Genomic DNA, 11,539 nt, shown 5'->3' with positions numbered 1-11,539 from the left:
CGGACGCTTTCCGGCCCCTTTCCGGACGCTTTCCGGGCTCCTGCCCGGATTCCTTCCGGCCCCTTCCGGAACCCCTTCTAGAACCGCGGCGCGTTGCGGGAGCGCTGCACCCGTGCGGTGCGGCGGTCCCTCGCGTTCCAGCACGCCTTGTGCCAGTGCCGGCGGTCGTCCACGCCCGCGTACTGCGGCCAGGCCACCACATGCGGGACGCCGGAGGGGATCACCTGGTCGCAGCCCGGGCAGCGGTAGGTCTTGCCCTGGGCGCTCGCGCCCGCGACATGGCGCACACTCCAGTCCTCGCCCTGCCAGGTCTCGGTGAACTGCCAGCCTCCGTAGCGGTCCGCGGAGTCGTCCGCGGCGCTCCGTCCGGGCCGGGCAGCACCTCTTCCACCCTTGGGTCGGTTGCGACGCGGGGACACGGAACACCTCACGGACATGTACGGAGAACACGGACCTTCTCCAGCCTACGCGCCGCCGTGAGGGGCGGATGTACGAAACCGATCTCTCCAAGTCCCTCGTTGACGCCGTCCGTTGCGGCCGTCTCGCCTCCCATTCCGCAGACAATCCGTAAATCTCTTCGCCAGGCCGTGACTTCGGCACGTGTCGGGCGGTTATGCCCGACGGGGAGCTCCGTGTCGGAGCCGAGGAAGCAGGAAGAGCAATGCGCGTAGGAAGTTTCGTGCTGGCGGCCCAGTTCCCGGGGCAGGGCCAGGGGGAGGCGCTGCACCGGGCGGTCCGCTCCGCCGAGATCGCCGAGGAGGCCGGGCTGGACACGGTCTGGCTGGCCGAGCACCACTTCGTTCCGTACGGGACATGTCCGTCGGCGATCACCCTGGCCGCGCTGCTGCTCGGCCGCACCCGCCGTCTGAGAGTGGGGACGGCGGTCAGTGTGCTGCCCACCACCCACCCGGTCGCGCTCGGCGAGCAGGCGGCGCTGCTGCACGTGACGAGCGGCGGACGGTTCTCGCTGGGGGTGGGGCGCGGCGGCCCCTGGGTGGACCTGGAGGTGTTCGGCACGGGGCTGGAGGCGTACGAGAAGGACTTCCCGGAGTCGCTGGACCTGCTGCTGCGCTGGCTGCGCGAACCCTCGGTGTCGGCCTCGGGGGAACGATTCACCTTCCGTGAGGTGCCCGTCGTACCGCGCCCGTCGGAAGCGCTTCCGGAGGGCTCGGCGAAGGCGGAGGGCCCCGAGGTCCTCGTCGCCTGCACCTCTCCGGCGAGCGTCCGGCTGGCCGGGGAGCGCGCACTGCCGATGCTGCTGGGCATGCACGTCGGGGACGAGGAGAAGGCCGAGATGGTCGCCCTGTGGCGGCGGTGTGCGCGGGCGGCGGGCCGGACGGACGAGGAGATCCGGAACGCCGCCCATGTCTCCGCGGGGGTCTGTCAGATCGCGGACCGGCGCTCGGAAGCGGTGGAGACGCTGCTGAAGGCGATGCCAGGATGGCTGAAACGGGGCTTGGACGCCCATGTCACCGTGGACGGCCGGCCCCGCCGGATGCGCGATCCCCTGGAGTACACCGAACTGCTCTGCGGTCTGCACCCGGTGGGTCCCCCGCAGCTGTGCGCCGACCGGCTCGCGGCAACCTTCGAGCGGACCGGCATCTCCCGCTTCGCCCTGCTCGTGGAGGGCTCGGGCGACCTGGTGGCGACGGGGGAGAACGTACGACGGCTGGGCGCCGAGGTACTGCCCCGCCTCCGCTGAGCGGGCACCTGGGAGCAGCCCCACCCCACGAACGGCTTGCCGCCCCTGCGCGCCGTGCACGTCCCGCGGACGGAGCGGCAAGCACATGGCTCACGGCGTCAGCAGTCCCGCAGCTCCGGGGACTGGTTGAGCACCTGGCTGCGCACCGAGGTGAACTGGGCGAGCGTCTCGTCGACCGAGGGGTCCTGCGGGAACACCGCCACCCGGTGGCAGTTCTGGAAGGCCAGCCGCACACCGAAGTGCCGCTGCAGTGCACCGCGTATGGCGTCACTCGCCAGCACGCGCAGCAGCTGTCCGCGGGCCCGCTCGTCCGGCGGGGGCGTCTGGTTGTCGGCGAACGGGCCGCCTTCCTCCTTCAGCCGCTCCACCAGAGAACTGATCATCTCCCATGCGTAGGGCAGGGAGGTCCGGACGCAGTCGACGAAAGCGGCTTCATCGACCTCGCCTCGCTCGGCCTGTTCGAGGAGGGCCGGTGAGACGTCGAGCGACATGAGTTCTCCTCTCGCACCCCAAACAGCAGGGGTTGCCTGACAGGTATGGGGGCTCGCGATACCGAACACGGTAAGTACACAGATCACGACCTCCCGTTCACTACGGTAGGCACAAGAACGAGGGCTCACTAGGAGAATGCGCATACACGCCGGTCGAGTTGGGCACACAATCGGCCACGAGTGAACACGGGTTATCAAGGGAAAAACGGGACGGTCCGCAGGGGCGCGGCCGGCCGCCGGCAGCGGGTCCCTCACCGAATCGCGCGCACCGCCGTGCGTCGAGTAGCGTTGCCGACCATGCGTCTCGTCATTGCCCGATGCTCCGTCGACTACGTGGGCCGGCTCACCGCCCATCTGCCGCCAGCCCCCCGTCTGATCCTGATCAAGGCGGACGGCAGCGTCTCGATCCACGCCGACGACCGCGCCTACAAGCCGCTGAACTGGATGTCACCGCCGTGCACGCTGAAGGAGGGCACAGGCGATCAGGCGGGCGTCTGGACGGTCGTCAACAAAGCAGGCGAGAAACTGATCATCACCATGGAGGAGATCCTCCACGACTCCACGCACGAACTCGGCGTGGATCCGGGGCTGATCAAGGACGGCGTGGAAGCACACCTCCAGGAACTGCTCGCCGACCGGATCGAGACCCTCGGCGAGGGCTTCACGCTGATCCGCCGCGAGTACATGACGGCCATCGGCCCGGTGGACATCCTGTGCCGGGACGGCAACGGGCAGACGGTCGCGGTCGAGATCAAGCGGCGCGGTGAGATCGACGGCGTGGAGCAGCTCACCCGCTACCTGGAACTGCTGAACCGCGATCCCCATCTCGCCCCGGTGAGGGGCATCTTCGCCGCTCAGGAGATCAAGCCCCAGGCCCGCGTCCTCGCCACCGACCGCGGCATCAGCTGTCACATCCTGGACTACGACGCGCTGCGGGGCATCGAGGACGACAAGCTGCGCCTGTTCTGAGGCACTTGACGGTTCTTGCCGCAGCGGCCGGACGCCGCTGCGGCAAGAACTTGTCGGATCTCAGATCACCATGTCGGGGCTGCCGGTGCCGCCCGGTGCGCTCGTGCCGCCGTCCGCCGGGGCGCTCGCCGGACTGCTGGACTCGACCGGGGCGCTCGCCGAGGCGCTGGACGACGGCGAGGAGCCTCCCGTCGTCTCGCCGGTCGTCCCGCCCGTGGGCTCCCCGCTGGTACCGCCCGAGGGCTCTCCACTGGCGCCACCCGAGGGCTCCCCGCTGGTACCGCCCGAGGGCTCTCCACTGGCACCGCCCGTGGGGGCCCCGGTGCCCCCGCTGGGGGAACCGCCGGAAGAGCCTCCGGTGCTCCCCCCGGGAGAACCGCCCGTGGAGCCACCGCTGCTCCCGCCGCTCGTGCCGCCGGTCGACGAACCGGACTCCCCCGGCGTCCCGGGCGACGTGGACGGGGATCCCGGGGACTCGCCCGTGCCGGACGGCCTGGCGCTCTCCGACGGCTCGGCGTCCCCCGGTGCCGTCGGATCGCCGGACGCCTCGCGGGTGCCGCCCGGACCCGAGCCGGCCGGGCGGCTGGTCGCCGTTCCGGTGTCGCCCCGGGCCGGGGCGTCGGCGTCCAGGGTGCCGTCGTCCGTGTCCTGGCCGGCGGACGGGTTGACCTTGACCTTGTCGGCGGGGGTGTTGGCGTCGTTGTGGGAGGTGGCGCCGAGGGTCACCACCGTGCCGAGGCCGGCGGCGAGGAGGGTGCCGGCGCCGGCCGCCACGAGGTTGCGCCGGGCCAGGCCCTTGAAACCGACACGGTGCCTGGCCGGGCCGCCCGCCGGGCCCGGGGGCGTGGCGGGGGCGGCACCGGGCGGCTGGAGCGCCGGGAGGGGCACGGTGATCTCGCCCGGCGGGGACGCCGACTCCTCGGTGCGGGCGTCCGGCACCTCCTCCCCCACGGTCGCCCCGAGGGCCGCCAGGCCCATGTCGACCGGTGCCGTACCGGAGCGGTCGGCGACCAGGGCGAGGGCACGGCGCCCGGCGACGGTGCCGCGCTTGTCGGCGAGCGCACCGCGCAGCCCGATGGAGGCCTCCAGCTCGGCGCGGGCCCGGTCCAGCCGGCCGCCGCAGAGCGCGAGGATGCCCAACTCGTGGTGGAAGTAGGCCTGTTCGGCGACGTTTCCGGCGAGCCGGGAGGCCTCGGCGCCGAATCGCAGCGTCCGCTCCCAGGCGCTCCAGGCGAGCCCCGCGGCGAACGCGGGCGCGGCCGTGCGGGCGAGCCGGACGGCAGGGCTCGCCTCCTCCGCGTCCGCCGGCCTGGTCTCCGGCACCAGCATCGCCAGCACGGCGAGCACGGCGTCCGCCTCGGCGCACACCCGCTCGGAGCTGACCGAGGGATGTCCGGCCCACCAGGTGTAGTGCCGGGCGGCGGTGAGGACCCGGTCCGCGGCGCCCTCGCCGTAGCCGGCGGCCTCCAGCTGGGTCAGCACCCCGGCGGCGAGCCGGTAGCGGGAGCCGACCGGGGAGACCAGTCCGCAGCTCAGCAGTTCGCCCAGCGCGGCGTCGGCGTGGGTGTCGCCGACCAGCGCGGGCAGATGCGCCTGGTGGGGCACCTCGCCGCCGAGCGCGACGGCGAACCGCAGGGTGTCCCGCGCGGACGCGCTCAGCCGGGAGGCGAGCAGCGGCGCGGGCGCGGCGGCCTCGCCGAGCGACGGCAGGGGTACGTCGTCACCGGCGCCCCCGTCGAGGGGGACGTCCGAGGGGGGCGCGTCCTCGAAGACACCGAACTCGTCGACCGCGCTGGTGCTGGCCCGCAGCCGGTCGTGCTGGCTGAGCAGGGCACCGGCCTGGACGAAGCGCAGCGGCAGGCCCTCGGACTCGAACCAGAGGTCGCCGGCCCAGGTGGTCTCCGCCTCGGTGAGTGCCCGGCCCACGCCCCGCTCGATGAGCTCCACTCCGCCGGCCCGGTCCAGGCCGCTGAGGAGGACCTCCTGGAAGTCGGCCTCGGCGGACGGCGCGGGCACGTCCGGTGTGGCGCTGATCAGGAAGGCGCACTCGGGGGTGGCCTCCAGCAGTTCGTCCAGCGCGCTGCCGCCGAACTCGATGTCGTCCACGACGACGATCGCGCCGATCTCGCGGACGTAGGCGCGCAGTTCGTCCTCGTCGGGCCGGTACCCGGGCGCGTGGTAGACGGCGTGGAAGAGGTCGTACAGCAGGTCGCTCGCGCTGCGGCGGAAGCCGGAGAGGCGGACGACGCCGTCGGGGGCGAGGTCCGTGCAGTCGTCGGCGACGAGGTCCAGCAGGCTGGTGCGGCCGGAGCCGCGCGGCCCGGTCAGGCGTACGGAGCAGCCGCGGGCGAGCAGCCGTACCAGCTGCTCGCGCTCGTCCTGGCGCTCCAGCAGCGGCTGTGCGGACGGGGCCAGGCCCGGCGGGTGGGGCGGCTCGGCCGCGGCTTCCCTCTCGGCACGCTCTTCCTCGGTGTGCTTCCGCGGCCGCGCGAGGGGTTTTCCTCCGGGGCCTTCGAGCGGGCGGACGTCCCCGGGCGGGAGGGCTTCGATCTCGCTGCCGTCGACGGGGTTGACGGTCAGCAGGAACTCGCCCGTGACGATCCGTGCCGTGCGGGCCGGTGCGGGCGTCTGCGACGTGAAGTCGGATGCGAGGGGTTCCCTGGACGGGCGCTGACGCGGCGTCTGGCCGTCGCTGTCGTGGCCCATGTCCTCGGGTTCCCGGATGGTCGGGTCCATAGGTTCCAAGCCCCCAAAAGCGTCGTGTGCCGACCGTGGCCGGCCCCTCCCGGCCTTGCCGCTACCGCGCTGTCGCCTCCGGTCCGGGCCCGCTCGAGGGTTTCTGGGCAGCGGGCGACCGCACCCTAAACCTTCGCACAGTATCTCCGACAGCCCAGGGTACCGAGCCGTCCGAGACGTCAGGTCTCGCGAGAATTACGCCTGACGTACGGTTCGACGGTGTGCGTCCGGCTTCCCGAGGGGCCGGCTTCCCCGCGCACGCCCATGGCCCGGCCGGAGCCTTTCGTACGGTCCCGGCCGGACCCGGGGGCGGGGCCCGGCGCGGGACGTCCCGCACGTCCTTCGGGCAGGGGGAGGAAGCGCTCGGCTCAGGAGGGCGGCAGGGCTCTCGTCCGACGAGCCCGGCCTGGATGACACTCCTTCAGACGCGGAGGGACTCGAGTCCGATGCCGCCCTCGATGGCGAGGATGCGGTGCAGCCGGGTGGCCACCAGCAGGCGCTGCATCTGCGGCGGTACGCCGCGCAGCACCAGCCGCCGCCCGCAGCGGCCGGCCCGCCGGTGGGCACCCATGATCACACCGAGTCCGGTGGCATCCCAGGAGTCGAGCTCGGACAGGTCGAGCACCAGGTCACCGACGCCGTTGTCGACGGCCGCGTGCAGGACCGTACGGGCGTCCGCCGCGCTGCGGACATCGAGGCGGCCCCCGACGACCAGCTCGGCGTGGTCGCCCCTGATGAACATATGCACTCCCGAGAATGCGGCGGCGTACTCCGTTGACAGTGGCTGTGCACCCTCTGACTGTTTCTGCGACAGTCTGGTTGCCAGCTGTAAGCAAACCGATACCGAATTCACCCTGCCGGGTGAACCCAGAGCCTCGGGGGCCCTGGTGCGGTGTCAGTACGTGTAAAAGCCCTGCCCGCTCTTGCGCCCGATGTCACCGGCATCAACCATCCGGCGCATCAGCTCCGGCGGAGCGAACTTCTCGTCCTGGGTCTCGGTGTAGATGTTGCTGGTGGCGTGCAGCAGGATGTCGACACCGGTCAGGTCGGCGGTGGCCAGCGGACCCATGGCGTGACCGAAGCCCAGCTTGCAGGCGAGGTCGATGTCCTCGGCGCTGGCGACGCCCGACTCGTACAGCTTGGTCGCCTCCACGACCAGGGCGGAGATCAGACGGGTGGTCACAAAACCGGCCACGTCCCGGTTGACGACGATGCAGGTCTTGCCGACCGACTCGGCGAACTCCCGTGCGGCGGCGAGCGTGTGATCGCTCGTCTTGTAGCCGCGGACGAGTTCGACGAGCTGCATCATCGGCACCGGCGAGAAGAAGTGCACACCGACGACCCGCTCCGGACGCTCCGTCACGGCCGCGATCTTGGTGATCGGGATGGCGGAGGTGTTGGAGGCGAGCACGGTGTCCTCGCGCACGAGCTTGTCGAGCGTGCGGAAGACCTCGTGCTTGATCTCGAGCTTCTCGAAGACGGCCTCGACCACGACGTCCGCGTCGGCGGCGGCGTCCAGGTCGGTGGTGGTCGTGATCCGGGCGAGGGCGGCGTCGGCCTCCTGCGCCTCCATCTTGCCCTTGGCGACGAACTTGTCGTACGAGGCCCTGATGCCGTCGGTGCCACGCTTCAGTGCCTCGTCGGTGACGTCCTGCAGAACGACGTCCCAGCCCGCCTGCGCGGAGACCTGGGCAATCCCCGACCCCATGAGACCGGCCCCGATGACGGCAAGCTTCCGTGCCACTGACGACTCCCCTGGGATGACGACGGCGCGAGCGCTTACTCGCGGCTCATGAATGACTCCAGGGCGGACACTAGCGCTCGCACGCCTCCTTGAGGACCGTAAGTAATGCGTGTCACTGTCTCAGGAGGTGAGACACCCGTCACGTCCCCCATGACGGACTTGATGATCTTCCCGGCGGCCGGGCCGGAGGGGAGTCCGGCCGTGGTGACCGGGCACCGATTTCTCTGTTTTCTCCCGGATTTCTCCCGGGTTTCCCCCCGGATTCCTCTCGGCTTCTCCTGGACCTCTCCCGGGCTTCTCGCGGGCTTCTTCCGGTTTCCTCGCGGATCCGCCCCGGTCAGCGCCGCACGGGCCGGCGGCCTCCCCTCCCCGCCGCCTCCTCCGTCCCCTCCTTCCCGGCCGTCTCCTCCCCGAGGGGGTCTCCCGCACCAGGACGCGCGTACGAAGAAAGAACACGGAGACGATGGCGGCATTCGCCGGGGAAGCATCTAGATTGGCCGCATGGTCAATCTGACGCGCATCTACACCAGGACCGGGGACAAGGGGACCACCGCCCTCGGGGACATGAGCCGGGTCGCCAAGACGGATCTGCGGATCGCCGCGTACGCGGATGCCAACGAGGCGAACGCGGTGATCGGCACGGCGATCGCCCTGGGTGGTCTCGACGAGGAGATCGTCAAGGTCCTCACCCGCGTGCAGAACGACCTGTTCGACGTGGGCGCGGACCTGTCCACGCCGGTGGTGGAGAACCCTGAGGTCCCGCCGCTGCGGGTCGAGCAGTTCTACATCGACCGCCTGGAGGCGGACTGCGACCGCTTCAACGCCGGGCTGGACAAGCTCCGCTCCTTCATCCTTCCCGGCGGCACTCCGGGCGCGGCCCTGCTCCACCAGGCCTGCACGGTGGTCCGCCGCGCCGAGCGGTCGACGTGGGCCGCCCTGGAGGTGCACGGCGAGACGATGAACCCGCTGACGGCCACCTACCTCAACCGCCTGTCCGACCTGCTGTTCATCCTGGCCCGCACCGCGAACAAGGAGAACGGCGACGTGCTGTGGGTGCCGGGCGGGGAGCGCTGAGTCCTACCTCCGCACCGTCCGGTACAGGCCCAGCAGGACCTCGGCGCCGCCGACGTACATCAGCACCACCCCCACCTTGGAAAGATCGACCACCGGCAGCTCCACTCCCCCGGCGAACCGCCACAGTCCCAGGCCCACCATCAGCGTGACGGCCCCCGCGAGAAGATTCCTGTGCGCCTCGGTCATCGGGTCGCACGCTCCGTGCGCATCACGTGCTCCCCGCGCGTGATGCCCTCCGCGCGGGCCGCGCGCCCGGCCTCCGGCTCCCCCGCCGGGGCCTTCTTCGGCCAGATCCAGTAGGCCAGGGTCACCAGCCCGTGGATCACCGCGGCGCGCCAGGCGATGTGGCGCCAGGCCTCCAGGGAGGTGGTGCGGCTCGCGTCGCCGACGTACCGGATGGCGAGCTGGAGCAGCACGGTCGCCACGACGGCGCCCAGCAGCGTCCCCAGCCACACCCTGGTCTCGTGCCGGGCGCGGGCCAGGCCGTGGCGCGGCGGCCCCGGGGGCTTCGGAGCACCGCCCAGCCGATGGGCGGCGTGGCCGTCGAGCCACTTCACCGTGCGGTGGCCGTGGCCGACGGTGCAGCCGATGTAGAGCGCGGCCAGACCGTGCGTCCAGTCCGGCTGGGCGCCGTTCCTCAGATCGATCGCGGTGACGACCAGCAGGACGACCTCCAGCAGCGGCTCGCACAGCAGCAGGGCCAGGCCGGTGCGGCGCCACTTCAGGAGATAGCGGGCGGTCAGGCCCAGTGCCAGCAGCACCCAGAAGCCGATCTCGCAGGCGGCGATCAGGGCGACGATCACGGTTCGCTCCTCTCGGTCACCCTTCCAGGCTCCCGTGCGGACCGGCCCGTCGCGTCGTCGCCGCCGACGAACTCGTGGTAATCGAAAGTTGCAGTCCGGGACCCTTCCCAGGGGTCAGGCACCGGGTGCGCGCGCCGTGTTGGATGGTGTCATGGTGCTACGACTGCCCCGACCGCACCATGTCGACGCATGGGCCGCGCTCGCCGGGCTCCTCGGCGGACTGCTGCTGTGGGGCCTCGGTCTCGGTGTCCGGCCGGCCGACGAGCCGACCGTGCTCCTCGAAAACCGCTGGTTCCCCCTGCTGCCGCTCCTCGTGACGGCCGGCTGCGAGCTGCTGCGCCGCTCCGCCCCGCGCACCGCGCTGCTCGTCGGCACCCTGGCGCTGGCGGCGGACACCCTGACCCAGGGCAGCATCGCCGTGATCGCGATGTACACCGACCTGATGTACGCCGCCGTTCTGTACGGCCCGCCCGGCACCGCCCGTTTCCTCCCGCGGTTCACCGGGCTGCTCAGCATCGCCGGCGCGCTGGTGCCGTACGCCGTGTGGCGGATGCCCGAGGCGCTGCTGATCGGGGTGGCCGTCGGCGCCCTCGCGTTCACGCCCGCGTCGACCGGTCTGATCGTGCGCAACCACCGCGACGCCGCCGAGGCCGCCCGTCTGCGGGCCGAGCAGACCGCGCTGCTCGCGGAGATGGACCGCACCCAGGCGGTGACCGCGGAACGGGCCCGGATGGCACGGGAGTTGCACGACCTGGTGGCCAATCACCTCTCCGCCATCGCCATCCACTCCACGGCCGCGCTCTCCCTGGACGACCCCGGGACCTCCAAGGAGGCGCTCACCGTGATCCGGGAGAACAGCGTCCAGGGACTGTCCGAGATGCGCCGTCTGATCGGCATTCTGCGGGAGGGGTCCGGCGACCGGGAACCGGCGGCCACCCCGACCCTCGACGGCCTCGGCACCCTGGTGCGGAACGCCCGCGCCAACGGCCTGGACGTCACCCTCGACGCCGTGTACGACTCCGTGCCCGCACCGGTCGAGCTCGCCGCCTACCGGATCGTGCAGGAGTCGCTGACGAACGCGCTGAAGCATGCCGCACCGGGAAGGGTCACGGTGTGGCTGCGCGAGCGGGACGACAGCCTCGAACTCCGGGTGAGCAGCCCCTGCGGCGGCCGGGACGCCCCTCGCGTCCCGGGTTCCGGGGCCGGTCTGGTCGGGATGCGGGAGCGGGTCGCCCTGCTGCACGGCACCTTCGGCGCGGGCCCCGAGGACGCCCCGGACCCCGCGGACGGCACGCTCTGGGTCGTCCGCGCCCGCCTCCCCCTCACCGATGTCGCACAAGGAGAGACCCGATGATCCGCGTCCTGGTGGCCGAGGACCAGTCCGCCGTCCGCGCCGGGCTGGTCCTCATTCTGCGCAGCGCGCCCGGCATCGAGGTGGTCGGCGAGGCGGCGGACGGCGAGCAGGCGGTGGCGCTCGCCCGCGAACTGCGCCCCGACCTGGTGCTGATGGATGTGCAGATGCCCCGTCTGGACGGGGTGTCGGCGACCCGGCAGGTGGTCGAGGAGCAGCTCGCCGATGTGCTGGTGCTGACCACCTTCGACCTGGACGAGTACGTCTTCGGGGCGCTCAGGGCAGGGGCCGCGGGGTTCCTGCTGAAGAACACGGAGGCGAAGGACCTCGTCGAGGCCGTGCGCACGGTGGCCCGCGGGGAGGGGATCGTCGCCCCGGCCGTCACCCGGCGGCTGATCGCCGAGTTCGCCGCGCAGCCGGCCCGGCGGACGACGGCCGATCCGGCGGTGCTGGACTCCCTCACCCGGCGCGAGCGCGAGGTGCTGTCCTGCCTCGGCGAGGGCCTGTCCAACGCCGGCATCGCGGACCGTCTCGACATGGCGGAGGGCACGGTGAAGACGCACGTCAGCCGTCTGCTGGGGAAGCTGGGGCTGCGCAGCCGGGTGCAAGCGGCAGTGCTGGCGCGGGAGTTGGGGATCGAGAAGCTCGAAGGATAGTGGTCCAGACCTA

General features: G+C 71.8%; 12 protein-coding genes. 5 read left to right on the top strand and 7 right to left on the bottom strand.

Annotated elements, in window-relative coordinates; translation table 11 throughout:
• Positions 1-77: 77 nt before the first annotated feature.
• On the bottom strand, positions 78-419 hold the full coding sequence (locus tag ABD224_RS14615; protein ID WP_344049977.1) for an ATP/GTP-binding protein: 342 nt from the start codon (positions 417-419) through the stop codon (positions 78-80).
• A gap of 242 nt (positions 420-661) precedes the next feature.
• Between ABD224_RS14615 and ABD224_RS14610 the strand changes: the two genes are divergently transcribed.
• Positions 662-1,702 (top strand): LLM class flavin-dependent oxidoreductase, encoded by a 1,041-nt coding sequence (locus ABD224_RS14610; RefSeq protein ID WP_344049975.1) that lies wholly within the window; start codon positions 662-664, stop codon positions 1,700-1,702.
• Between the two features lie 98 nt (positions 1,703-1,800).
• On the opposite strand, the gene ABD224_RS14605 is transcribed toward ABD224_RS14610, so the two are convergent.
• On the bottom strand, positions 1,801-2,193 hold the full coding sequence (locus tag ABD224_RS14605) for an SCO5389 family protein (RefSeq protein WP_344049974.1): 393 nt from the start codon (positions 2,191-2,193) through the stop codon (positions 1,801-1,803).
• Between the two features lie 297 nt (positions 2,194-2,490).
• On the opposite strand from ABD224_RS14605, the gene nucS reads away from it, so the two are divergent.
• Entirely contained in the window at positions 2,491-3,162 is a 672-nt protein-coding gene (gene nucS / locus ABD224_RS14600) for an endonuclease NucS (protein WP_344049973.1), read from the top strand.
• Between the two features lie 60 nt (positions 3,163-3,222).
• Here the strand turns inward: nucS and ABD224_RS14595 are convergent, their stop codons facing one another.
• From ABD224_RS14595 to ABD224_RS14585, 3 genes are all read right to left on the bottom strand, one after another.
• The gene (locus ABD224_RS14595) at positions 3,223-5,898 is read right to left on the bottom strand and encodes a P-loop NTPase family protein (protein ID WP_344049972.1); all 2,676 of its coding nucleotides are present in this window, start codon (positions 5,896-5,898) and stop codon (positions 3,223-3,225) included.
• 421 nt (positions 5,899-6,319) lie between these two features.
• Complete coding sequence (locus ABD224_RS14590; protein WP_344049971.1) at positions 6,320-6,640, bottom strand: STAS domain-containing protein; 321 nt, start codon at positions 6,638-6,640, stop codon at positions 6,320-6,322.
• Positions 6,641-6,793: 153 nt separating this feature from the next.
• Positions 6,794-7,642, bottom strand: a complete 849-nt coding sequence (locus ABD224_RS14585; RefSeq protein WP_344049970.1) for a 3-hydroxyacyl-CoA dehydrogenase family protein — start codon at positions 7,640-7,642, stop codon at positions 6,794-6,796.
• A gap of 501 nt (positions 7,643-8,143) precedes the next feature.
• On the opposite strand from ABD224_RS14585, the gene ABD224_RS14580 reads away from it, so the two are divergent.
• Positions 8,144-8,716 carry a cob(I)yrinic acid a,c-diamide adenosyltransferase gene (locus ABD224_RS14580; protein WP_344049969.1) on the top strand — a complete coding sequence of 191 codons (573 nt, stop codon included), beginning with the start codon at positions 8,144-8,146 and terminating at the stop codon, positions 8,714-8,716.
• Between the two features lie 3 nt (positions 8,717-8,719).
• Here the strand turns inward: ABD224_RS14580 and ABD224_RS14575 are convergent, their stop codons facing one another.
• Both ABD224_RS14575 and ABD224_RS14570 read right to left on the bottom strand, forming a co-directional pair.
• Positions 8,720-8,902, bottom strand: a complete 183-nt coding sequence (locus ABD224_RS14575) for a DUF5708 family protein (RefSeq protein WP_344049968.1) — start codon at positions 8,900-8,902, stop codon at positions 8,720-8,722.
• Positions 8,899-9,519: a hypothetical protein gene (locus ABD224_RS14570; RefSeq protein WP_344049967.1), complete on the bottom strand. Its 621-nt coding sequence runs from the start codon at positions 9,517-9,519 to the stop codon at positions 8,899-8,901. The genes ABD224_RS14575 and ABD224_RS14570 overlap by 4 nt, the downstream gene beginning before the upstream one ends.
• 151 nt (positions 9,520-9,670) lie before the next feature.
• On the opposite strand from ABD224_RS14570, the gene ABD224_RS14565 reads away from it, so the two are divergent.
• Both ABD224_RS14565 and ABD224_RS14560 read left to right on the top strand, forming a co-directional pair.
• Positions 9,671-10,873, top strand: coding sequence for a sensor histidine kinase (locus ABD224_RS14565; protein ID WP_344049966.1), 1,203 nt, complete (start codon positions 9,671-9,673; stop codon positions 10,871-10,873).
• Positions 10,870-11,526: a response regulator gene (locus ABD224_RS14560; RefSeq protein ID WP_344049965.1), complete on the top strand. Its 657-nt coding sequence runs from the start codon at positions 10,870-10,872 to the stop codon at positions 11,524-11,526. The genes ABD224_RS14565 and ABD224_RS14560 overlap by 4 nt, the downstream gene beginning before the upstream one ends.
• Positions 11,527-11,539: the final 13 nt, after the last annotated feature.

It is taken from the genome of Streptomyces thermoalcalitolerans, from assembly GCF_039525155.1.
GTDB classification, from domain to species: Bacteria; Actinomycetota; Actinomycetes; order Streptomycetales; family Streptomycetaceae; genus Streptomyces; species Streptomyces thermovulgaris.
This window is presented reverse-complemented; position numbering and strand designations above follow the sequence as displayed.

Bases quoted from the DNA above. Each gene is read 5' to 3' on its own strand.
- ABD224_RS14610 (WP_344049975.1), top strand. From the start codon at position 662: ATGCGCGTAGGAAGTTTCGTGCTGGCGGCCCAGTTCCCGGGGCAGGGC.
- ABD224_RS14560 (WP_344049965.1), top strand. From the start codon at position 10,870: ATGATCCGCGTCCTGGTGGCCGAGGACCAGTCCGCCGTCCGCGCCGGG.
- ABD224_RS14580 (WP_344049969.1), top strand. From the start codon at position 8,144: ATGGTCAATCTGACGCGCATCTACACCAGGACCGGGGACAAGGGGACC.
- ABD224_RS14590 (WP_344049971.1), bottom strand. From the start codon at position 6,640: ATGTTCATCAGGGGCGACCACGCCGAGCTGGTCGTCGGGGGCCGCCTC.
- ABD224_RS14595 (WP_344049972.1), bottom strand. From the start codon at position 5,898: ATGGACCCGACCATCCGGGAACCCGAGGACATGGGCCACGACAGCGAC.
- ABD224_RS14605 (WP_344049974.1), bottom strand. From the start codon at position 2,193: ATGTCGCTCGACGTCTCACCGGCCCTCCTCGAACAGGCCGAGCGAGGC.
- ABD224_RS14565 (WP_344049966.1), top strand. From the start codon at position 9,671: ATGGTGCTACGACTGCCCCGACCGCACCATGTCGACGCATGGGCCGCG.
- nucS (WP_344049973.1), top strand. From the start codon at position 2,491: ATGCGTCTCGTCATTGCCCGATGCTCCGTCGACTACGTGGGCCGGCTC.
- ABD224_RS14575 (WP_344049968.1), bottom strand. From the start codon at position 8,902: ATGACCGAGGCGCACAGGAATCTTCTCGCGGGGGCCGTCACGCTGATG.